The 20,961-nt window shown below is 50.4% G+C and carries 20 protein-coding genes; 13 read left to right on the top strand and 7 right to left on the bottom strand.

Translation table 11 applies throughout. From position 1 onward, the window contains the following. Positions 1 to 79 precede the first annotated feature (79 nt). Together purU and ACJ9N4_RS10735 are read right to left on the bottom strand one after the other, a co-directional pair. On the bottom strand, positions 80 to 922 hold the full coding sequence (purU, locus tag ACJ9N4_RS10740; RefSeq protein WP_182919946.1) for a formyltetrahydrofolate deformylase: 843 nt from the start codon (positions 920 to 922) through the stop codon (positions 80 to 82). Positions 923 to 970: 48 nt separating this feature from the next. Further along, entirely contained in the window at positions 971 to 1,429 is a 459-nt protein-coding gene (locus tag ACJ9N4_RS10735) for a YchJ family protein (RefSeq protein WP_182271688.1), read from the bottom strand. A 113-nt stretch (positions 1,430 to 1,542) separates the two neighbouring features. Between ACJ9N4_RS10735 and rssA the strand changes: the two genes are divergently transcribed. From rssA to galU, 3 genes are all read left to right on the top strand, one after another. Continuing rightward, positions 1,543 to 2,445, top strand: a complete 903-nt coding sequence (rssA, locus tag ACJ9N4_RS10730) for a patatin-like phospholipase RssA (RefSeq protein ID WP_182919947.1) — start codon at positions 1,543 to 1,545, stop codon at positions 2,443 to 2,445. 92 nt (positions 2,446 to 2,537) lie between these two features. After that, positions 2,538 to 3,551: a two-component system response regulator RssB gene (gene rssB / locus ACJ9N4_RS10725; RefSeq protein WP_182271687.1), complete on the top strand. Its 1,014-nt coding sequence runs from the start codon at positions 2,538 to 2,540 to the stop codon at positions 3,549 to 3,551. A gap of 200 nt (positions 3,552 to 3,751) precedes the next feature. Next, positions 3,752 to 4,660, top strand: coding sequence for a UTP--glucose-1-phosphate uridylyltransferase GalU (gene galU, locus ACJ9N4_RS10720; protein WP_182271686.1), 909 nt, complete (start codon positions 3,752 to 3,754; stop codon positions 4,658 to 4,660). 200 nt (positions 4,661 to 4,860) lie between these two features. Here galU and hns read toward each other — a convergent pair whose 3' ends face one another. Continuing rightward, positions 4,861 to 5,274, bottom strand: a complete 414-nt coding sequence (gene hns / locus ACJ9N4_RS10715; protein ID WP_008502781.1) for a histone-like nucleoid-structuring protein H-NS — start codon at positions 5,272 to 5,274, stop codon at positions 4,861 to 4,863. A gap of 551 nt (positions 5,275 to 5,825) precedes the next feature. Here hns and tdk point away from each other — a divergent pair. Beyond that, positions 5,826 to 6,440: a thymidine kinase gene (tdk, locus tag ACJ9N4_RS10710; RefSeq protein WP_182271685.1), complete on the top strand. Its 615-nt coding sequence runs from the start codon at positions 5,826 to 5,828 to the stop codon at positions 6,438 to 6,440. A 79-nt stretch (positions 6,441 to 6,519) separates the two neighbouring features. On the opposite strand, the gene adhE is transcribed toward tdk, so the two are convergent. Continuing rightward, on the bottom strand, positions 6,520 to 9,195 hold the full coding sequence (gene adhE / locus ACJ9N4_RS10705; protein WP_182271684.1) for a bifunctional acetaldehyde-CoA/alcohol dehydrogenase: 2,676 nt from the start codon (positions 9,193 to 9,195) through the stop codon (positions 6,520 to 6,522). Positions 9,196 to 9,672: 477 nt separating this feature from the next. Between adhE and ACJ9N4_RS10700 the strand changes: the two genes are divergently transcribed. From ACJ9N4_RS10700 to oppF, 6 genes are all read left to right on the top strand, one after another. After that, complete coding sequence (locus ACJ9N4_RS10700; protein ID WP_182271683.1) at positions 9,673 to 10,320, top strand: YchE family NAAT transporter; 648 nt, start codon at positions 9,673 to 9,675, stop codon at positions 10,318 to 10,320. A 770-nt stretch (positions 10,321 to 11,090) separates the two neighbouring features. Continuing rightward, the gene (gene oppA / locus ACJ9N4_RS10695) at positions 11,091 to 12,725 is read left to right on the top strand and encodes an oligopeptide ABC transporter substrate-binding protein OppA (protein WP_182271682.1); all 1,635 of its coding nucleotides are present in this window, start codon (positions 11,091 to 11,093) and stop codon (positions 12,723 to 12,725) included. 124 nt (positions 12,726 to 12,849) lie between these two features. Beyond that, the gene (gene oppB / locus ACJ9N4_RS10690; RefSeq protein WP_182271681.1) at positions 12,850 to 13,770 is read left to right on the top strand and encodes an oligopeptide ABC transporter permease OppB; all 921 of its coding nucleotides are present in this window, start codon (positions 12,850 to 12,852) and stop codon (positions 13,768 to 13,770) included. 14 nt (positions 13,771 to 13,784) lie between these two features. Then, positions 13,785 to 14,693 (top strand): oligopeptide ABC transporter permease OppC, encoded by a 909-nt coding sequence (gene oppC / locus ACJ9N4_RS10685; protein WP_182271680.1) that lies wholly within the window; start codon positions 13,785 to 13,787, stop codon positions 14,691 to 14,693. An 11-nt stretch (positions 14,694 to 14,704) separates the two neighbouring features. After that, positions 14,705 to 15,718, top strand: a complete 1,014-nt coding sequence (locus ACJ9N4_RS10680) for an ABC transporter ATP-binding protein (RefSeq protein ID WP_182271679.1) — start codon at positions 14,705 to 14,707, stop codon at positions 15,716 to 15,718. Next, a complete protein-coding gene (gene oppF, locus ACJ9N4_RS10675) occupies positions 15,715 to 16,719 on the top strand; it encodes a murein tripeptide/oligopeptide ABC transporter ATP-binding protein OppF (protein WP_182271678.1) in 1,005 nt (334 codons plus the stop codon). The genes ACJ9N4_RS10680 and oppF overlap by 4 nt, the downstream gene beginning before the upstream one ends. 73 nt (positions 16,720 to 16,792) lie before the next feature. On the opposite strand, the gene ACJ9N4_RS10670 is transcribed toward oppF, so the two are convergent. Further along, positions 16,793 to 17,122 (bottom strand): HI1450 family dsDNA-mimic protein, encoded by a 330-nt coding sequence (locus ACJ9N4_RS10670; protein ID WP_014832243.1) that lies wholly within the window; start codon positions 17,120 to 17,122, stop codon positions 16,793 to 16,795. 33 nt (positions 17,123 to 17,155) lie between these two features. Continuing rightward, a complete protein-coding gene (gene cls, locus ACJ9N4_RS10665; protein ID WP_411500464.1) occupies positions 17,156 to 18,616 on the bottom strand; it encodes a cardiolipin synthase in 1,461 nt (486 codons plus the stop codon). A 144-nt stretch (positions 18,617 to 18,760) separates the two neighbouring features. Between cls and ACJ9N4_RS10660 the strand changes: the two genes are divergently transcribed. Together ACJ9N4_RS10660 and leuE are read left to right on the top strand one after the other, a co-directional pair. Further along, complete coding sequence (locus ACJ9N4_RS10660; protein WP_182271676.1) at positions 18,761 to 18,934, top strand: YciY family protein; 174 nt, start codon at positions 18,761 to 18,763, stop codon at positions 18,932 to 18,934. Positions 18,935 to 19,041: 107 nt separating this feature from the next. Next, positions 19,042 to 19,677, top strand: coding sequence for a leucine efflux protein LeuE (gene leuE, locus ACJ9N4_RS10655; RefSeq protein ID WP_411500463.1), 636 nt, complete (start codon positions 19,042 to 19,044; stop codon positions 19,675 to 19,677). A 31-nt stretch (positions 19,678 to 19,708) separates the two neighbouring features. Here the strand turns inward: leuE and ACJ9N4_RS10650 are convergent, their stop codons facing one another. After that, positions 19,709 to 20,005 carry a YciI family protein gene (locus ACJ9N4_RS10650; RefSeq protein WP_182271674.1) on the bottom strand — a complete coding sequence of 99 codons (297 nt, stop codon included), beginning with the start codon at positions 20,003 to 20,005 and terminating at the stop codon, positions 19,709 to 19,711. Positions 20,006 to 20,225: 220 nt separating this feature from the next. Between ACJ9N4_RS10650 and tonB the strand changes: the two genes are divergently transcribed. Further along, positions 20,226 to 20,948: a TonB system transport protein TonB gene (gene tonB, locus ACJ9N4_RS10645; RefSeq protein WP_182920028.1), complete on the top strand. Its 723-nt coding sequence runs from the start codon at positions 20,226 to 20,228 to the stop codon at positions 20,946 to 20,948. The last annotated feature ends 13 nt before the right edge of the window (positions 20,949 to 20,961 follow it).

Here is a 20,961-nt window from a genome sequence, read left to right as displayed (position 1 = left end):
ATTCCTTTAGGAAAACTGAGTTGTTTGCCTGCTTTTTATCCGTAAAGGCGCAAAGCTAATCAATTCATTTTCCGAAAGATTAAAGAATGATGGTTCTGTTGCCGTAGACAAAGACGCGCTGTGCCAGCACCTGATACAGCGCACGGCTCAGGACGTTTTTCTCCACATCACGTCCGGCACGCATCATATCTTCCGCCGTATAGGTGTGATCCACATGAATCACGTCCTGCATGATGATTGGGCCTTCATCCAGATTGTCATTCACGTAGTGCGCGGTTGCACCGATGATCTTCACGCCGCGCTCGTAAGCCTGATGATACGGGCGTGCACCAATAAAGGCTGGCAGGAATGAGTGGTGAATATTGATGATCTTGTTCGGGAAACGTGAAACGAAAGACGGCGTCAGTACGCGCATATATTTCGCCAGTACCACGTAGTCCGGATTATGGGCTTCGATGGCCTGCGCCATCAGGTCGTCGTGCTCTTCACGGGTATGACCTTCATGGCTCACCAGCTCAAACGGAATATCAAAACGTTCGACCAGCGTACGCAGTGTCTCGTGGTTGCCGATAACAGCGGCGATTTCGACGTCCAGGCCGCCGTAGTTCGCTTTCATCAGCAGATCGCCCAGACAGTGGGCTTCTTTCGTCACCAGAATCACAATGCGACGATGGCCGGCGGGTGTTAACTCGCGCACGGAGCCTTCTGGCAGAGCGCTATCAAGGTCGGCAAGCAGGGTGGTGTCGTTGAAAATCCCCTCCAGTTCGGTACGCATGAAAAAGCGACCGGTACGGTGGTCAACGAACTCGTTGTTCTGCACGATATTCAGTTCATGTTTGTAACAAATGTTGGTAATTCGTGCGATCAGCCCTTTTTGATCGGGACAGATGGTGCGCAGAACTTTACGTTGTAGTGATTGCATCGCCGGGAAATCCTGTTTATGTATTTGCGAAATCTGGGTTGTCAGGCATTACTGCCCGCAACACTTTTTAAATTTTTTACCTGAACCACATGGGCAGGGATCATTACGACCAAACTGAGGGCGCGTTCCGTCAATATAATACCATTGCCCGCTTTCCTTTAAGAACCGGGAACGCTCGATAATGGCACCTGGTTTATTTTGTTCGGTAAACCGGGCGACAAAACTGACGTAGCCTTCATTGTGGTCACTGTCTGTTGCGAATTCATAGACGGTGAGCCCGAGCCAATGGGTGTTGGCAAATCCGGCTTCTATATCTTGCCTGAAACTGGCGGCATGACAGGATGGGTGCCAGGTTTTGATCAGGTAGTCTGCGTCTTTGATCACAAAAGCAGTATACCGCGAACGCATAAGGTGTGACGGGTCTGGTGCAACCTGTTCACCAGAAAGATATCGCTGGCAACATAGGCTATACTCCAGAGCGCTACCACAAGGGCAGAGTTGAGACACGATTCTCTTCCTGGAACAAAAATAAGGGCGTAAAACGCTTCGGGTAGCACCATGTTAACTGAGCAGATGCGTTGACGCTATGTCAGGAATCCAGGGGAAGTAAAACAGGGCTAATGAGAAAGGTTAAAATTGGACTGGCGCTGGGCTCAGGTGCAGCCCGGGGGTGGTCACATATCGGCGTGATCAATGCCTTAAACAAGATGGGTATTGACGTCGATATTGTTGCAGGGTGTTCTATTGGTTCGCTGGTCGGGTCTGCATACGCCTGCGGAAAGCTTCCGGAACTTGAAACCTGGGTGCGCTCCTTCAGCTACTGGGATGTGCTGCGCCTGATGGATCTTTCCTGGCAGCGTGGCGGGTTACTGCGCGGTGAGCGCGTGTTTAACCAGTTCCGCCAGATTATGCCTCTTGATGACTTCAGTCATTGTCAGATGCCTTTTGGTGCCGTCGCGACAAACCTGAGTACGGGACGTGAGCTTTGGCTTACCGAAGGGGATATCCATCTCGCTGTTCGCGCCTCCTGCAGTATGCCGGGGTTAATGGCCCCTGTCCTGCATAACGGCTACTGGCTGGTTGATGGTGGGGTGGTGAACCCCGTTCCCATCTCCCTGACGCGAGCGATGGGGGCCGATATCGTGATCGCCGTGGATTTGCAGCACGATGCGCACCTGATGCAGCAAGACCTGATGCCAGTCAATCTTCAAAGTGATGATGCCGACGGTGAGAAACTGGCATGGCATGAACGTTTACGTGGACGAATTGGCCGTGTGGCAGCGCGTCGCGCAGTGACCGCGCCGACGGCGATCGAAATTATGACCACCTCCATTCAGGTGCTTGAAAACCGCCTGAAGCGCAACCGTATGGCAGGCGACCCTCCGGATATTTTGATCCAGCCGTATTGCCCGCAGATTGCAACCCTTGATTTCCATCTGGCTGAGGCCGCCATTACTGCGGGCGCTGTAGCCGTCGAAAAGAAAATGGATGAATTGTTGCCATTTGTGCGGACAGCACGTTGAGCACCCTTTTTTTGATTACTTAAGCAAAATCTGACAGGCGATAGTATCGATAGCATGCCACTATTTAGTTACTGTCAGTCAGGGGAGGTACCATGACGCAGCCATTGGCCGGAAAACAAATTTTGATTGTTGAAGACGAGCCCGTTTTCCGCTCGCTGCTGGATTCGTGGTTATCCTCACTGGGTGCAATCACTGCACTGGCTGAGGATGGTATCGACGCGCTGGAAAAAATGGTCAGCATCACACCCGATCTGATGATCTGTGATATCGCGATGCCGCGGATGAATGGCCTTAAGCTGGTTGAGCATCTGCGTAATGAAGGCGATAAAACCCCCATTTTGATGATTTCAGCGACGGAGAATATGGCGGACATCGCCAAAGCATTACGCCTGGGCGTTCAGGATATTCTGCTTAAACCCGTTAAGGATTTGAACCGTCTGCGTGAAACGGTGTTGGCCTGCCTTTATCCAAATATGTTTAATTCCCGGGTAGAGGAAGAGGAGCGTCTTTTCCAGGACTGGGATGCTTTAGTCAGCAACCCTCCAGCGGCCGCAAAATTGTTACAGGAACTCCAGCCTCCGGTACAACAAACTATTTCACATTGCCGAATAAATTATCGACAGTTGATGGCCGCCGATCAGCCTGGACTGGTGCTGGATATTGCGCCATTGTCTGATGCGGATCTTGCGTTTTATTGTCTGGATGTTACCCGGGCAGGAGACAATGGTGTATTAGCGGCGTTATTACTTCGTGCGCTATTTAATGGCCTGTTGCAGGAGCAACTATCGCATCAGGGACAACGACTCCCTGAGTTAGGCAGTTTACTTAAACAGGTTAATCAGCTTTTTCGCCAGGCCAATTTGCCGGGACAGTTTCCGCTATTGGTCGGTTATTACCACAGCAGTTTGAAAAATCTTATCCTCGTTTCAGCGGGTCTGAATGCCACTCTGAATACCGGGGAGCATCATATTCAGGTGAGCAACGGTGTGCCCCTTGGCACACTGGAGACGGCTTACCTTAATCAAATTAGCCACCGCTGTTCCTCCTGGCAGTGCCAAATTTGGGGTGCCGGGGGGCGGTTACGCTTAATGTTGTCCACGGAATAAGCAGTTGGTTCTTATTCGTAAGATTGCTTTTCCTGTGTTTTGCCGGGAGTGCTACTATCACAGCCCAGATTCATGCGTATTTATCCTAATTGATCGGCAACGCGTTCTTTTCAGACCCGGACTGTAAGGTGAGACTGATATACTCGACGCGTTATTTAATGCATAAAAGTTCAAAACTTGAACAGCTCAGGAGAATTTCAATGGCTGCCCTAAATTCGAAAGTCAGAAAGGCCGTTATCCCGGTAGCGGGATTGGGGACCAGGATGTTACCAGCAACTAAGGCAATTCCTAAAGAGATGCTGCCTTTGGTTGATAAGCCATTAATCCAGTACGTCGTTAATGAATGTATCGCCGCCGGTATTACTGAAATTGTGCTGGTTACGCATTCATCTAAAAACTCAATCGAAAACCATTTCGATACAAGTTTTGAACTTGAAGCTATGCTGGAAAAACGTGTTAAGCGCCAGCTGTTAGCTGAAGTTCAGTCTATTTGCCCTCCACACGTTACCATTATGCAGGTGCGTCAGGGGCTGGCTAAAGGCCTGGGTCACGCGGTACTGTGCGCACACCCTGTCGTGGGCGACGAACCTGTCGCGGTGATCCTGCCAGACGTTATTCTGGATGAATATGAATCCAACCTGTCTAAAGACAACCTGGCTGAGATGATTCACCGCTTTGACGAAACCGGTAGCAGCCAGATTATGGTTGAGCCTGTTGCCGATGTGACAGCTTACGGTGTCGTTGACTGCAAAGGTGTGAATCTGGAACCTGGCGAAAGCGTGCCAATGGTGGGCGTTGTTGAGAAACCAAAAGCAGACGCAGCACCGTCTAATCTGGCGGTTGTAGGCCGTTATGTCCTGAGCGCTGAAATCTGGCCACTGCTGGCGAAAACCCCTCCAGGAGCGGGTGATGAGATCCAGCTGACCGACGCTATTGATATGCTGATCGAGAAAGAAACCGTTGAAGCCTACCATATGAAAGGTAAGAGCCATGACTGCGGGAATAAGCTCGGTTATATGCAGGCATTTGTTGAATATGGCATTCGCCACAATACGCTGGGTGAAGAATTTAAAGCCTGGCTCAAAGACAGTATGGGTATTAAAAAATAACCCGGGCTGTAAATGAACAAGACCGGTGTGGCGATGCCCACCGGTTTTTTTATGCCCATAACAACCTGTGACAGGCTCAGACCGTAAGGAATGTTAAATAGTCCATTGTCACTATATGACAGAGTGTAAGGGGATGTTTGACGTGAATTTCAGATACAAAAAATCCCGCATTAAGCGGGATTTTTCAGAATGCGTCCTGATTAATCCTTGATCAGGAAGTCATCCAGCTGTTTGCCTTGCTCATCCATTGCTTTCTTGATAACAGCAGGAGTACGACCCTGGCCAGTCCAGGTTTTAGTTTCGCCGTTTTCATCAACATAGCTATATTTAGCAGGACGAGCAGCGCGTTTGGCTTTGGTACCGGTTTTAGCAGCAGCCATGCTGTTCAGCAATTCGTTTGGATCGATACCATCAGCAATCAGCATTTCACGATATTGCTGCAGTTTACGAGTGCGTTCTTCGATTTCAGCTGCAGCAGCGCTTTCTTCTTCACGACGTTCATTAACTACAACTTCTAATTTTTCCAGCATTTCTTCAAGCGTTTCAAGGGTACATTCTCTTGCCTGCGCACGAAGAGTACGGATGTTGTTCAGAATTTTAAGTGCTTCGCTCATTGTAGTAATCTCAAACTTATAATGGGGGGGTGGTTTGTTGACCTAATAATAGAGCGATAATTTGAGTTGTGCAATAGGTGGGAATGTAAGGAATTCAAAAAATACTAAATAATGGTCGCTATTATTAATTACGCTAACTTAAATTTCATTAGGTCCCGGACTGCGTGTTATCACGGTAACCTGCTTAACAGGGTCGGTTACATGTTTTTTTTGTGACATTTACCGCAGGAATTATAGTTGCGGCGGATAAATATCAGCCTTTTGTATTACTTCGCAAAAGCGGTGTAAAGGCAAAAATAGTTAATAAATAGTGAATTTTAATGAACCTGGATTCCAGTATAAAAAGAAGTGTTTTCTTTGGCCGATGCCATAACTTATTGGCGATGCTTAATGCGTTTACTGCATGTTTTGACGCATTATTTTCTTAATTTACGGGTTTTTACCCGCGTCCTGAGCCCGCAGGGTCTGTGCAGTGTGTCGCTGATGGTGAGGCAAAATATGGTACAATGAATCATTGGGAATATTACACATTGATTAGGGTTTTACGGCCAATGGCACAACTTTATTTCTACTATTCGGCAATGAATGCCGGGAAATCTACGGCGTTACTGCAATCCTCCTACAATTATCAGGAAAGAGGTATGCGTACCGTGGTTTACACCGCTGAAATCGACGATCGCTATGGCGCGGGCAAGGTGAGTTCCAGAATAGGTCTCTCGTCGCCTGCCAGACTGTATAACCCGGAAACCGACCTGTTGCAGGATATTCGCACAGCACACGCTGCACAGCCTATTCATTGCGTTCTGGTTGATGAAAGCCAGTTCCTTACACGTGAACAGGTTCATGCGCTTTCAGAGGTTGTTGATGAGCTTGATATCCCCGTTCTGTGTTATGGGTTGCGTACGGATTTCCGGGGGGAATTATTTGCCGGGAGCCAGTATTTACTTGCCTGGTCCGATAAGCTTGTTGAACTGAAAACTATCTGTTTTTGCGGCCGTAAAGCCAGTATGGTGCTTCGTCTCGATCAGTCCGGAAAACCTTATGCGGATGGTGAGCAGGTGGTGATAGGGGGCAATGAGCGTTATATCTCGGTTTGCCGTAAACACTATAAGGAAGCATTGGTGGTAGGTTCACTGACGGCGATTCAGCACGACAACCGGAAATAATGAGCCGCTGAATGTTTTCAGCTTAATATGCAGACATAAAAAAACCCGCCAAATGGCGGGTTTTTTATCGGGCTATCAATTAAGCGCTTTTCTTCGCTTTTTTGTCAGCTTTTACGGCAGGTGCTTCAGTTTTTGCAACAGTATCACCTTCTTTGAACTCGCGGCCGTAGTAGGTATCCAGCAGGATCTGTTTCAGCTCGGAGATCAGTGGGTAGCGCGGGTTAGCACCGGTACACTGGTCATCGAATGCATCTTCAGACAGCTTATCTACGTGAGCGAGGAAGTCAGCTTCCTGTACGCCTGCTTCGCGGATGGATTTAGGAATACCCAGTTCAGCTTTAATGCTTTCCAGCCATGCCAGCAGTTTCTCAATCTTCGCAGCAGTACGGTCACCCGCAGCGCTCAGACCCAGGTGGTCTGCGATTTCAGCATAACGACGACGTGCTTGCGGACGGTCGTACTGGCTGAATGCAGTCTGCTTGGTTGGGTTGTCGTTAGCGTTATAACGGATAACGTTGCTGATCAACAGGGCGTTCGCCAGACCGTGAGGAATGTGGAACTGAGAACCCAGTTTGTGTGCCATTGAGTGGCAAACACCCAGGAAGGCGTTGGCAAATGCGATACCGGCGATGGTTGCTGCACTGTGTACACGCTCACGCGCTACCGGGTTTTTAGACCCTTCGTTGTAAGATGCTGGCAGGTTTTCTTTCAGCAGTTTCAGCGCCTGCAGAGCCTGGCCGTCAGAGAACTCAGAAGCCAGTACGGAAACATAGGCTTCCAGGGCGTGAGTTACAGCATCCAGACCACCGAACGCACACAGTGATTTCGGCATATCCATCACCAGGTTGGCATCAACGATAGCCATATCTGGGGTCAGCGCGTAGTCAGCCAGTGGGTATTTCTGGCCGGTCGCATCATCAGTTACAACCGCAAACGGTGTCACTTCTGAACCGGTACCGGAAGTGGTAGTCACAGCGATCATCTTCGCTTTTACGCCCATTTTCGGGAACTTGTAGATACGTTTACGGATGTCCATAAAGCGCAGTGCCAGTTCTTCGAAGTGCGTTTCAGGATGCTCGTACATAACCCACATGATTTTCGCGGCGTCCATTGGGGAACCACCACCCAGTGCGATAATCACATCTGGTTTGAAGGAGTTCGCCAGTTCAGCACCTTTGCGAACAACGCTCAGTGTTGGGTCAGCTTCAACTTCAAAGAAGACTTCAGTTTCGACGCCAGCCGCTTTCAGAACAGAGGTGATCTGATCTGCGTAGCCGTTGTTGAACAGGAAACGGTCAGTCACGATGAGCGCACGTTTGTGGCCATCAGTAATCACTTCATCCAGCGCGATTGGCAGAGAGCCACGACGGAAGTAGATAGATTTCGGAAGTTTGTGCCACAACATGTTTTCAGCTCGCTTAGCAACGGTTTTCTTGTTGATCAGGTGTTTTGGACCAACGTTTTCAGAGATGGAGTTACCACCCCAGGAACCACAACCCAGAGTCAGGGAAGGTGCGAGTTTGAAGTTGTACAGGTCACCGATACCACCCTGAGAAGCCGGGGTGTTAATCAGGATACGTGCAGTCTTCATCTTCTGACCGAAGTGAGCAACACGTTCTGGCTGGTTATCCTGGTCGGTGTACAGGCAAGAGGTGTGACCGATACCGCCCATTGCAACCAGCTTCTCTGCTTTTTCTACCGCGTCATCAAAATCTTTTGCACGGTACATTGCCAGAGTAGGGGACAGTTTTTCGTGAGCAAACGGCTCGCTTTCGTCCACAACTTTAACTTCACCGATCAGGATCTTGGTGGTGACCGGAACGGTAAAGCCTGCGAGTTCAGCAATTTTATATGCTGGCTGACCAACGATAGCGGCGTTCAGCGCGCCATTTTTCAGAATGATGTCCTGAACGGCTTTCAGCTCTTTGCCCTGCAGCATGTAGCCACCGTGGCTGGCAAAACGTTCGCGAACAGCATCGTATACGGAATCAACAACCACTACAGACTGTTCAGATGCACAGATAACGCCGTTGTCGAAGGTTTTAGACATCAGTACAGACGCGACAGCACGTTTGATATCTGCGGTTTCGTCGATAACCACTGGCGTGTTACCTGCGCCTACGCCGATTGCCGGTTTACCGGAGCTGTATGCTGCTTTAACCATACCAGGGCCACCGGTCGCCAGGATCAGGTTAATGTCCGGGTGGTGCATCAGTGCGTTGGACAGTTCAACAGACGGTTGATCGATCCAGCCGATGAGGTCTTTAGGTGCGCCAGCTGCAATGGCAGCCTGCAGGACGATATCCGCAGCTTTGTTGGTGGCGTCTTTCGCACGTGGGTGCGGGGAGAAGATAATTGCGTTACGGGTCTTCAGGCTGATCAGTGATTTGAAGATAGCAGTAGACGTTGGGTTGGTGGTCGGAACGATACCGCAGATGATGCCGATAGGTTCTGCAATGGTGATCGTACCGAAGGTGTCGTCTTCAGACAGCACGCCACAGGTTTTCTCATCTTTATAGGCGTTGTAGATATACTCTGAAGCAAAGTGGTTTTTAATCACTTTATCTTCAACGATACCCATGCCGGATTCGGCAACGGCCATTTTAGCGAGAGGGATTCGAGCATCTGCAGCAGCCAGAGCGGCCGCGCGGAAGATTTTATCAACCTGTTCTTGGGTGAAATTGGCATATTCACGCTGGGCCTTTTTAACGCGCTCTACGAGGGCGTTCAGTTCAGCGATATTGGTAACAGCCATAATGCTCTCCTGATAATGTTTAAACTCTTTTAGTAAACCAGCGCTCGATACGTCAGACAGTATAGTCAGGGCTTATAGGACTTGCGTAACACACAGTAAAACAAAGGGTTACTTCCTGTCGATTCACTAATTTACTAAAAGAGCCTTACCTTAGCATCATACCTTTTTGATAGGTGATCTCCCTGGCGGCGTAATCAGATTACTCACTTCTGAGTACGGAAATCATGATCTGCATCAATTTTCCCCCAAGCTGATACCATTCAGCAGGGTTATTTCTTTGAGATTATTCCACTGTTAAATAATTACGTAACTATTGGAAGCGTGGCTATCATTGATTCTACAAATGTTTAACATCATGAAATGCTAACGTTTTGGCACAGATTTCTGGTGAAGTATGCTAATAAAAAGCGTATCTTCAGCGCGGTTCTACCATGACACAGTATCAGTCCCGGGCCATGCGCATAAGCGGAGCTAAACGTGATCCAAACGCTCTTTGATTTTCCAACATATTTTAAGTTTTTTATTGGTTTGTTTGCCCTGGTCAACCCGGTGGGGATTATCCCTGTCTTCATTAGTATGACCAGCTACCAGACGGCGGTGGCCAGGAACAAAACCAATCTCACGGCCAACCTGTCCGTGGCCATTATATTGCTTACCTCTCTTTATCTGGGGGATGCCATCCTGCAACTGTTTGGCATTTCCATTGACTCCTTCCGCATCGCGGGTGGGATCCTGGTGGTCACCATTGCCATGTCGATGATCAGCGGTAAGCTGGGGGAAGATAAACAGAACAAACAGGAAAAGTCAGAAACCGCCATTCGCGAGAGCATTGGTGTGGTGCCGCTGGCGTTACCGTTGATGGCAGGACCCGGGGCGATCAGTTCGACAATCGTCTGGGGGACTCGCTACCACAACCTGATGCACCTTATTGGTTTCTCCGTGGCGATTGCCATTTTTGCGCTTTGTTGTTGGGGCGTGTTCCGTATGGCTCCCTGGCTGGTGCGTTTGCTGGGACAGACGGGCATCAACGTCATTACCCGTATTATGGGTCTGTTATTGATGGCGCTGGGCATTGAGTTCATCGTCACCGGTATAAAGAGCATTTTCCCCGGACTGCTGCACTAACCACGTCATATGAATAAACGGAGCCACGGGCTCCGTTTTTTATGTGATTATCAGCAAATCATATTAATAAAGTTGAAATTTGCACAAACCATAATAAATTCTACTGATAATTGTAATTCAATGTATTTCAGTAACTTATGTGTTTTGTGTTTACCCGCCTGCACATAAATCCTGCGATCGATCTGTTATTTGACTCACATGATACTCTGGGGCTTGCTGAGAGATAACCGAAATGATATTAGTAATTTCAACGTTCCGTTAGAGGAATGTGCTAAATAATAACCAGTTGTTAAATTTTCGTACAAAACCAGTCAATGACAGCGCAGCGACGCGCTTGTAGAGAAAATTATCTCTATCATATTGAATAGCAGGGTGTTTCCCTGGTGTTTGATGTCCGGCAGGGCTGCCCATAAAAACGCGGTACTCACCGTAAAAGAGAATTGCTTAACAAATTTGCAAAATGTATTGGCGCGAGTTTACGCCATTTGATACTTTCCGGCCTTATATTTTGCAGCATAAAACAAGTAGATGAGAATTATTTTCATATAGTCCTCTTCTCAGGTATCCAGCACACGTCCCAGACAGGGGAGGCGTGTTAAGAATCGACGCAAGACGGCCATACGAGCGGTCAGTAATAAAGAAGTCGGTGATAGCAAGAAGTAAAAAAAGAACCTGACAGCAGCAAAAAAAACTCCTGCGCTGTACAGGCCCCAACAGGGGATACACAGCTGGCGAAGGCCAGTAATTATAATGAGTGGAGTATCAACACAATGTCCATCATCACAAAAAAAAGTCTGATAGCAGCGGGTATTTTCACTGCGCTGATCGCGGGTAATATGGCAATGGCTGCCGACGTGCCTGCAGGTGTAACGCTTGCAGAAAAACAAACCATGATCCGTAACAACGGCGCTGAGCCGCAGTCTCTGGATCCGAACAAGATTGAAGGTGTTCCTGAAGCGAATATCAGTCGCGATCTGTTCGAAGGTCTGCTGATTACCTCGACGAAAGACGGTCACCCAATCCCGGGCGTGGCTGAAAGCTGGGATAATAAAGACTTTAAAGTCTGGACATTCCACCTGCGTAAAGACGCAAAATGGTCCAACGGTGAACCTGTCACCGCACAAGATTTCGTATATAGCTGGCAGCGTCTGGTTGATCCTAAAACGGCTTCTCCTTACGCCAGCTATCCGCAGTACGGTCACATCCTGAACGTTGATGAAATCATCGACGGTAAAAAAGCTCCATCAGAACTCGGCGTGAAAGCCATCGATGACCACACTCTGGAAGTCACCCTGAGCGAACCTGTTCCGTATTTCTACAAACTGCTGGTTAACCCGGCAATGTCTCCGGTTAACAAAACTGCCATCGAAAAATTCGGTGAGAAGTGGACTCAGCCAGCTAACATCGTCACTAACGGTGCTTATAAGCTGAAAGACTGGGTGGTTAACGAGCGTATCGTGATGGAGCGTAACACCAACTACTGGGATAACGCGAAAACCATCGTAGACCAGATTACCTATCTGCCGATTTCCTCCGAAGTGACGGACGTTAACCGTTACCGCAGCGGCGAAATCGACATGACCTATAACAACCTGCCGATTGAACTCTTCCAGAAGCTGAAGAAAGAGATCCCAACCGAAGTTCACGTCGATCCGTACCTGTGTACGTATTACTACGAAATCAACAACCAGAAAGCGCCATTTACCGATGCTCGCGTACGTACCGCGCTGAAGCTGGGTCTGGATCGCGATATCATCGTAAACAAAGTGAAAGCGCAGGGCGACCTGCCGGCATTCGGTTACACCCCGCCATACACAGATGGCGCGAAGCTGACCAAACCAGAGTGGTTCACCTGGACACAGGCAAAACGTAACGAAGAAGCGAAGAAACTGCTGGCCGAAGCGGGCTACACCGCAGACAAGCCGCTGACGTTTAACCTGCTGTATAACACCTCCGATCTGCACAAGAAACTGGCTATCGCGGCTGCATCCATCTGGAAGAAAAACCTGGGTGTGGATGTGAAGCTGGTGAACCAGGAGTGGAAAACCTTCCTGGATACCCGTCACCAGGGTAACTACGATGTGGCGCGTGCCGGCTGGTGTGCGGACTACAACGAACCTACGTCCTTCCTGAACACCATGCTGTCTGACAGCTCCATGAATACCGCGCACTATAAGAGCCCGGCGTTTGATTCAATCATGAAAGAAACGCTGCAAGTGACTGATGAGGCACAACGTACTGCCCTGTACGACAAAGCAGAGCAGCAGTTAGGTAAAGATTCTGCGATCGTTCCGGTTTACTACTACGTGAACGCGCGTCTGGTGAAACCTTGGGTTGGCGGTTATACCGGTAAAGACCCGATGGACAACATCTACACCAAAGATCTGTACATCATTAAGCATTAATGGCAATCCGTGGGGCAATGTTATTTGCCCCACTGTGTCTTAACTCATCGCACTATATGCACATGATTTTTCGGGTTCGCCAGAAAAAACATGTGCAAAAGGCACACGCCAGAAGGTACGGGCAATGTTGAAATTTATCCTACGTCGCTGTCTTGAAGCGATTCCGACGCTCTTTATTCTTATTACGATTTCGTTCTTCATGATGCGTCTTGCTCCCGGTAGTCCATTTACCAGCGAGCGTGCGCTGCCGCCAGAAGTGATGGCAAATATCGAAGCGAAATATCATTTAAACGATCCTATCTCCACCCAATACTTCAGTTATCTGAAGCAGCTGGCGCATGGCGATTTTGGGCCCTCGTTCAAATATAAAGACTATTCCGTTAACGACCTGGTGGCTTCAAGCTTCCCGGTCTCGGCTAAATTAGGTGCTGCGGCATTCTTCCTGGCCGTTATTCTCGGGGTTGCCGCGGGCGTTATTGCCGCACTAAAACAAAATACCAAATGGGATTATACCGTAATGGGGGTCGCAATGACCGGGGTCGTTATCCCCAGTTTCGTTGTGGCACCATTACTGGTGATGATATTTGCCATCACGCTGAAATGGCTGCCTGGTGGCGGCTGGAACGGCGGGGCACTGAAGTTTATGATTTTGCCGATGGTGGCATTATCACTGGCGTATATTGCCAGCATTGCGCGTATTACCCGTGGCTCGATGATTGAAGTGTTGCACTCAAACTTCATTCGTACCGCGCGTGCAAAGGGGCTGCCAATGCACCGGATTATTCTCCGTCACGCGCTTAAGCCTGCGCTGTTACCCGTACTGTCCTATATGGGCCCGGCCTTCGTCGGTATTATTACGGGTTCAATGGTGATTGAAACTATTTATGGCCTGCCAGGTATTGGCCAGCTGTTCGTTAACGGTGCGCTTAACCGCGATTACTCGCTGGTATTAAGCCTCACAATCCTTGTCGGAACGCTGACCATTCTCTTTAACGCAATTGTCGATGTGCTGTATGCCGTTATCGACCCGAAAATCCGTTACTAACACTGGAGCACGCCATGATGTTGAGTAAGAAAAACAGCGAGGCGCTGGAAAACTTCAGTGAAAAACTGGAAGTAGAAGGCCGTAGCCTCTGGCAAGATGCCCGTCGTCGTTTTATGCACAACCGTGCTGCCGTCACCAGTTTGTTTGTGCTGGTGTTGATTGCTCTGTTTGTGACCCTGGCTCCCATGCTGTCACAGTTCACCTATTTCGATACCGACTGGGGCATGATGTCCAGCGCGCCGGATATGACATCCGGGCACTATTTCGGTACGGATTCTTCCGGGCGTGATTTGCTGGTTCGTGTGGCGATTGGTGGCCGTATCTCGTTGATGGTCGGTATTGCCGCCGCGCTGGTGGCGGTGATCGTCGGTACGCTCTATGGCTCACTTTCCGGCTATCTTGGCGGCAAAGTGGACTCCGTAATGATGCGTCTGCTTGAGATATTAAACTCCTTCCCGTTCATGTTCTTCGTTATCCTGCTGGTGACCTTCTTTGGCCAGAATATCCTGCTGATCTTTGTGGCGATCGGGATGGTTTCCTGGCTGGACATGGCGCGTATTGTGCGCGGTCAAACGCTGAGCCTTAAACGCAAAGAGTTTATCGAAGCCGCACAGGTTGGTGGGGTATCGACCGGCAATATCGTGGTTCGACACATCGTTCCTAACGTGCTGGGTGTGGTTGTGGTCTATGCCTCGCTGCTGGTGCCAAGCATGATCCTGTTTGAATCCTTCCTGAGCTTCCTGGGTCTGGGGACGCAAGAACCGTTGAGCAGCTGGGGTGCGCTTCTGAGTGATGGTGCAAACTCAATGGAAGTTTCTCCGTGGCTGCTGTTATATCCGGCGGGCTTCCTGGTCGTCACCCTGTTTTGTTTCAACTTTATCGGCGATGGCCTGCGTGATGCCCTCGACCCGAAAGACCGTTAAGGAGCGCCGTCATGACGATAATTGAAACGGCAACTGCGCCACAGGCGCAACAACAGAGCAAAATTCTGCTGGATGTCAAAGACCTCCGCGTCACCTTTAAAACGCCGGACGGAGATGTTACCGCCGTAAACGATCTCAACTTCAGCCTGCGTGCGGGTGAAACGCTGGGGATCGTGGGTGAATCCGGTTCGGGGAAATCACAAACGGCGTTTGCGCTGATGGGGCTTCTGGCGCAAAACGGGCGTATTGGTGGTTCCGCGACCTTCAACGGGAAAGAGATCCTGAACCTGCCGGAGCAGGAGCTGAACAAGCTTCGTGCTGAGCAGATTTCGATGATTTTCCAGGATCCGATGACGTCACTTAACCCGTATATGCGCGTCGGCGAACAGCTGATGGAAGTGCTGATGCTGCACAAAGGCATGGGCAAAGCGGAAGCGTTCGAAGAGTCCGTCAAAATGCTGGATGCGGTAAAAATGCCGGAAGCACGTAAGCGCATGCGCATGTTCCCGCACGAGTTTTCCGGCGGTATGCGCCAGCGCGTGATGATTGCGATGGCGCTGCTGTGTCGGCCAAAATTGCTGATCGCCGATGAACCGACCACCGCGCTGGACGTGACCGTTCAGGCGCAGATCATGACCCTGTTGAACGAGCTTAAGCGCGAATTCAACACGGCGATTATCATGATCACCCACGACCTGGGCGTGGTTGCGGGTATCTGCGACAAAGTGCTGGTGATGTATGCCGGTCGTACCATGGAGTATGGCAAAGCGCGAGATGTGTTCTATCAGCCTGCGCATCCGTACTCGATTGGCCTGTTGAATGCCGTTCCGCGCCTCGACGCGGAAGGCGAATCTCTGTTGACCATTCCGGGCAACCCGCCAAACCTGCTGCGTTTGCCGAAAGGCTGCCCGTTCCAGCCGCGCTGTCCGCACGCGATGGAAATCTGTAACAGCGCTCCGCCGCTGGACGAGTTTGCACCAGGCCGTCTGCGCGCCTGCTTTAAGCCGCAGGAGGATCTGGTATGAACGCATTAGATGAAAAAAGAAATGTACTGCTCGAAATCGCCGATCTGAAAGTGCATTTCGACATTAAAGACGGCAAACAGTGGTTCTGGCAGCCGCCTAAAACCCTGAAAGCGGTGGATGGCGTCACGCTTCGCCTGTACGAAGGGGAAACCCTGGGCGTGGTGGGTGAGTCAGGCTGTGGTAAATCCACGTTTGCGCGCGCCATTATTGGCCTGGTGAAAGCGACGGGCGGTAAAGTGGCATGGCTGGGCAAAGATTTGCTGGGCATGAAGCCGGACGAGTGGCGCGATGTGCGTAGCGATATCCAGATGATTTTCCAGGATCCCCTGGCATCATTAAACCCGCGTATGACTATCGGTGAGATTATCTCCGAGCCGCTGCGCACCTATCATCCGAAGTTATCACGTCAGGAAGTGCGCGATCGTGTTAAGGCGATGATGCTGAAAGTCGGGCTGTTGCCTAACCTCATCAACCGCTACCCGCACGAATTCTCCGGCGGCCAGTGCCAGCGTATCGGTATTGCACGTGCGTTGATCCTCGAACCGAAGCTGATCATCTGTGATGAGCCAGTTTCTGCACTGGACGTTTCTATTCAGGCGCAGGTGGTTAACCTGCTGCAAAAACTGCAGCGTGAAATGGGGCTGTCGCTGATCTTCATTGCGCACGACCTGGCGGTGGTCAAACACATTTCTGACCGCGTACTGGTGATGTATCTGGGGCATGCCGTGGAACTGGGCACGTATGATGAGGTGTACCACAACCCGTTGCACCCTTATACCAAAGCGCTGATGTCGGCCGTACCGATCCCCGATCCCGATCTGGAAAAAAATAAAACCATCCAGCTTCTGGACGGTGAATTGCCATCGCCGATTAACCCGCCTTCAGGCTGCGTATTCCGTACGCGGTGTCCGATGGCAGGGCCGGAATGTGCGAAAACACGTCCGGTTCTGGAAGGCAGCTTCCGGCATGCGGTTTCCTGCCTGAAAGTCGATCCGTTATAAACATAAGGGCTGACATTACGTCAGCCCTTATCGTCTGTAGATGATAAAAAAGGCTGCATCGCAGCCTTTTTTATTATTCACGCCAGATAATATGGCACAGCTTGTGGTCTTTCTCGCGACACAGCAGCACGCGGGCAAAAATGTCGTTAATTTCACCACCATCTTCATCCGCCAGCCCAATCACGACTTCGGCGAAGAAATCAGGATTGAGGTCGAAATCCACGTGTTCGGCCCAGTCTTCTGCCGGGTCGAACAATTCGGCACCGCCGCGCTCTTCGAATTGCAGATTAAAGAGGATCACGTCTGCGGGATCGAGGTTATCAACCGCCAGTTCGAGAAAAATGTCATAGGCCTGCTCGAGCGTTTCGTCTTCGGTCAGGCGATTGTTCAGATCCATTTCCATGATGACTACCTGTTTAACATCGTTGGGCACGTTTTACAGCAACGGGCTAAAGAAGTAAAACAGTCGTTCGGCAATTCTCTGCCACAGCGGACGTTTCGCCCACAGTCTGGCATCCAGCAGGCGCGAGCGGGAGATATAGTCATCCTGTACCGCCGCCAGATCGCCACCAAATCCGGAATCGTCTATCACCAGCGTGATCTCAAAATTTAGCCACAGGCTGCGCATATCGAGATTGACGGTTCCCACCAGGCTCAGCTCACCGTCAACCAGTACGCTCTTGGTATGCAGAAGCCCGCCCTCGAACTGGTAAATTTTCACGCCAGCAGCCAGCAGTTCGGTAAAGAAGGCGCGGCTGGCCCAGCCCACGAGCAGCGAGTCATTTTTGCGCGGCATAATAATACTGACGTCCACACCACGCTGCGCAGCGGTACAAATCGCGTGCAGCAGATCATCGCTGGGAACAAAGTAGGGGGTGGTCATGATCAGATATTCACGCGCTGAGTAGGTGGCAGCGAGCAGCGCCTGATGAATCAAATCTTCCGGGAAACCCGGCCCGGAGGCGATGGTGTGAATAGTGTGGCCACTGGCCTCTTCAAACGGCATGATATTACCGTCCGGTGGCGGAGGAAGAATGCGTTTGCCGGTTTCAATTTCCCAGTCACAGGAGTAGACGATCCCCATAGAGGTGGCAATCGGGCCTTCCATTCTTGCCATCAGGTCAACCCATTGTCCGACGCCAGAATCTTGCTTGAAGAAACGCGGGTCAACCATGTTCATACTGCCGGTATAGGCAATATAGTTATCGATCATGATCATTTTACGGTGCTGACGAAGATCCATGCGGCGCAGAAAAACACGCAGCAGGTTGACCTTTAGCGCCTCAACCACTTCGATACCGGCATTACGCATCATGCCTGCCCAGGGGCTGCGGAAAAACGCGACGCTGCCGGCGGAGTCCAGCATCAGGCGGCAGTGGATGCCCCGGCGAGCGGCCGCCATCAGCGATTCTGCGACCTGATCGGCCATCCCACCGGGTTGCCAGATATAGAACACCATCTCAATGTTATGGCGAGCCAGCTGAATATCACGGATCAACGCCTGCATCACATCATCGGAGGTTGTCAGGAGCTGGAGCTGATTCCCTTTTACGCCGGCAATTCCCTGGCGACGCTCGCACAGTTTAAACAGCGAGGAAGCGACGCTACTGTTGTTCTCAGCGAAAATATGTTTACAGGCTTTAAGATCGTTGAGCCATTTTGCGGTAGAAGGCCACATGGCCCGGGCACGTTCGGCACGGCGCTTACCGAGATGAAGCTCACCAAACGAGAGATAGGCAATAATGCCCACCAACGGCAGGATGTAAATAATCAGTAGCCAGGCCATGGCAGAGGGTACGGCTCTGCGCTTCATCAGGATGCGCAACGTCACACCCGCGATTAACAGCCAGTATCCCAGAATGACCAGCCAACTCACCACGGTGTAGAAGGTTGTCATAGATAAGAAAATCCTTTTGAAAGCGTATTGTTATGAGTGTACGCATCAGGATTCATCTGGCAAATAAAAACGCCAGATAAAAGCGCTGGTTTGCTGAGGGGTTGGGTTTATAATGGGATTTCTGTTAGAGAAAGAGTTGTAGACATGAAGCGCAGTAGAACAGAAGTAGGGCGCTGGCGCATGTTGCGACAGGTGAGTCGTCGCAAGGCTCGTTGGCTGGAAGCACAATCCCGCCGCAATATGCGTATCCACGCTATCAGAAAATGTGGACTGGACAAACATCGTAACGCGTTGCTGTTCGCGATCCAGGATATCTGAGTACCATGAGGGCACCGTTAAGGTGCCCACTGATTTTATAGCGTCTGATTTTATGAATATCGTTATTGCAGCGATATTCTCGTTGTTTTTAGCAAAAGGAGGGAGAAGTGTTTGCGGAGTTTGGAGTGCTTAATTTCTGGACGTACGTTGTCGGCGCGTTCTTTATTGTGCTGGTACCTGGGCCGAACACCTTGTTTGTGCTGAAGACCGGAATTGGTCACGGCGTCAAAAAAGGTTATCTGGCTGCGACCGGCGTGTTCATCGGTGATGCAGTATTGATGTTTCTGGCCTGGGCGGGTGTTGCCGCATTGATCCAGACAACCCCGGTTTTATTTAATATCGTGCGTTATCTGGGGGCGTTTTATCTGTTGTGGCTGGGCGGGAAAATGCTCTGGTCGGTTATCACTCGTCAGAGTAATGCTCACGCGACTGGAGCCGAGCCTGCAAGCGCCATCATGAAGCGCGCGCTGGTATTGAGCCTGACGAACCCCAAAGCGATTCTGTTTTACGTTTCGTTCTTTGTGCAGTTTATTGACGTGAGTGCTGAAAATACGGGTACCTCTTTCCTGATCCTGGCGACGACTCTTGAGCTGATCAGCTTTATATATATGAGCTTCCTGATCTTCTCTGGTGCTTTTGTCACACGTTATCTTAAAACCAAAAAGAAACTGGCAAAGCTGGGGAATGGGCTGATAGGGTTGCTGTTTGTCGGATTTGCGGCGAGGTTAGCGTCGCTGCATTGAGAGAAAGGCTCCTGAGGGAGCCTTTTTTACATCAGAACACTTTCTTGTACGGTCGAACCGTGACCTTTTCGTACACACCGGCCGCAATGTACGGGTCGGCGTCGGCCCAGGATTTCGCCGCCTCCAGAGATTCAAACTCTGCAATCACCGTAGAGCCAGAGAAACCGGCTGCGCCAGGGTCATTGCTGTCTACTGCGGGCATTGGGCCCGCGGTCAGTAATCGGCCTTCATCATGCAGCAACTGTAAGCGCGCCAGATGGGCAGGGCGAACTGAAAGGCGTTTTTCCAGGGAATTAGCGATATCTTCAGCATAAATCACGTAAAGCACGGCGAAGCTCCTTAACCGTTAAAAGTGTCATTTACGTTATGTGAAAGCACAATTGACTGCAATGTAAAGATAAAAACAATGTTAATACCCTGATCTAAATGCATCTTTTTGGACCTGCTGTGCGCTTAAATTGCGCGAAGACAAAGTGTCTTATTGAATATGATTGCTATTTGCATTTAAAATCGAGGTCTGGTTTTTTAATGTGATGATTATGACTTCGATGACCCTTGACCTACCTCGCCGCTTTCCCTGGCCGACGTTACTTTCTGTCGTTATTCACGGTACCGTCGTGGCAGGGTTGCTCTATACCTCGGTTCATCAGGTTATTGAAATGCCCGCGCCAGCGCAGCCCATTTCTGTGGTGATGGTATCGCCAGCGGATCTTGCACCGCCGCAGGTCGCCCCTCCACCAGCGCAGCCTCAACCGGTTGCTGAACCAGAACCTGAACCGATCCCGGAACCGCCGAAAGAAGCTCCGGTGGTGATCCACAAGCCGGAACCGAAGCCTAAACCTAAGCCGAAGCCAAAACCGGTGAAGAAGGTGGAAGAGCGTCCGATACGTGAAGAACGTCCGGTTGAGCCTCACGCTACGCAAACGGTAGAGAATGCAGCACCGTCGCGTCCGGCGATGAACAATACCGCGACAGCGGCGAAACCGACGGTCACTGCACCCGCAGGCCCGCGCGCACTGAGCCGTTACCAGCCGCAATATCCACCGCGTGCTCAGATGTTACGTATTGAAGGCCGTGTACGCGTTAAATTTGACGTAACGCCGGACGGGCGCGTGGAGAATGTAGAAATCCTGTCGGCGCAGCCTTCTAACATGTTTGAACGCGAAGTTAAAACGGCGATGCGCAAATGGCGTTACGAAGCGGGTAAACCGGGGAGTGGGCTGACGGTGAATATTATTTTCCGCCTGAACGGCGGGGCGCAAATGGAATGAAAGAAGCCTCTGT

The organism is Enterobacter sp. LM3, assembly GCF_046622475.1.
Lineage (GTDB): Bacteria > Pseudomonadota > Gammaproteobacteria > Enterobacterales > Enterobacteriaceae > Enterobacter > Enterobacter cloacae_P.
This window is presented reverse-complemented; position numbering and strand designations above follow the sequence as displayed.

Bases quoted from the DNA above. Each gene is read 5' to 3' on its own strand.
- purU (WP_182919946.1), bottom strand. From the start codon at position 922: ATGCAATCACTACAACGTAAAGTTCTGCGCACCATCTGTCCCGATCAA.
- rssA (WP_182919947.1), top strand. From the start codon at position 1,543: ATGAGAAAGGTTAAAATTGGACTGGCGCTGGGCTCAGGTGCAGCCCGG.
- rssB (WP_182271687.1), top strand. From the start codon at position 2,538: ATGACGCAGCCATTGGCCGGAAAACAAATTTTGATTGTTGAAGACGAG.
- galU (WP_182271686.1), top strand. From the start codon at position 3,752: ATGGCTGCCCTAAATTCGAAAGTCAGAAAGGCCGTTATCCCGGTAGCG.
- hns (WP_008502781.1), bottom strand. From the start codon at position 5,274: ATGAGCGAAGCACTTAAAATTCTGAACAACATCCGTACTCTTCGTGCG.
- tdk (WP_182271685.1), top strand. From the start codon at position 5,826: ATGGCACAACTTTATTTCTACTATTCGGCAATGAATGCCGGGAAATCT.
- adhE (WP_182271684.1), bottom strand. From the start codon at position 9,195: ATGGCTGTTACCAATATCGCTGAACTGAACGCCCTCGTAGAGCGCGTT.
- oppA (WP_182271682.1), top strand. From the start codon at position 11,091: ATGTCCATCATCACAAAAAAAAGTCTGATAGCAGCGGGTATTTTCACT.
- oppB (WP_182271681.1), top strand. From the start codon at position 12,850: ATGTTGAAATTTATCCTACGTCGCTGTCTTGAAGCGATTCCGACGCTC.
- oppC (WP_182271680.1), top strand. From the start codon at position 13,785: ATGATGTTGAGTAAGAAAAACAGCGAGGCGCTGGAAAACTTCAGTGAA.
- ACJ9N4_RS10680 (WP_182271679.1), top strand. From the start codon at position 14,705: ATGACGATAATTGAAACGGCAACTGCGCCACAGGCGCAACAACAGAGC.
- oppF (WP_182271678.1), top strand. From the start codon at position 15,715: ATGAACGCATTAGATGAAAAAAGAAATGTACTGCTCGAAATCGCCGAT.
- ACJ9N4_RS10670 (WP_014832243.1), bottom strand. From the start codon at position 17,122: ATGGAAATGGATCTGAACAATCGCCTGACCGAAGACGAAACGCTCGAG.
- cls (WP_411500464.1), bottom strand. From the start codon at position 18,616: ATGACAACCTTCTACACCGTGGTGAGTTGGCTGGTCATTCTGGGATAC.
- ACJ9N4_RS10660 (WP_182271676.1), top strand. From the start codon at position 18,761: ATGAAGCGCAGTAGAACAGAAGTAGGGCGCTGGCGCATGTTGCGACAG.
- tonB (WP_182920028.1), top strand. From the start codon at position 20,226: ATGACCCTTGACCTACCTCGCCGCTTTCCCTGGCCGACGTTACTTTCT.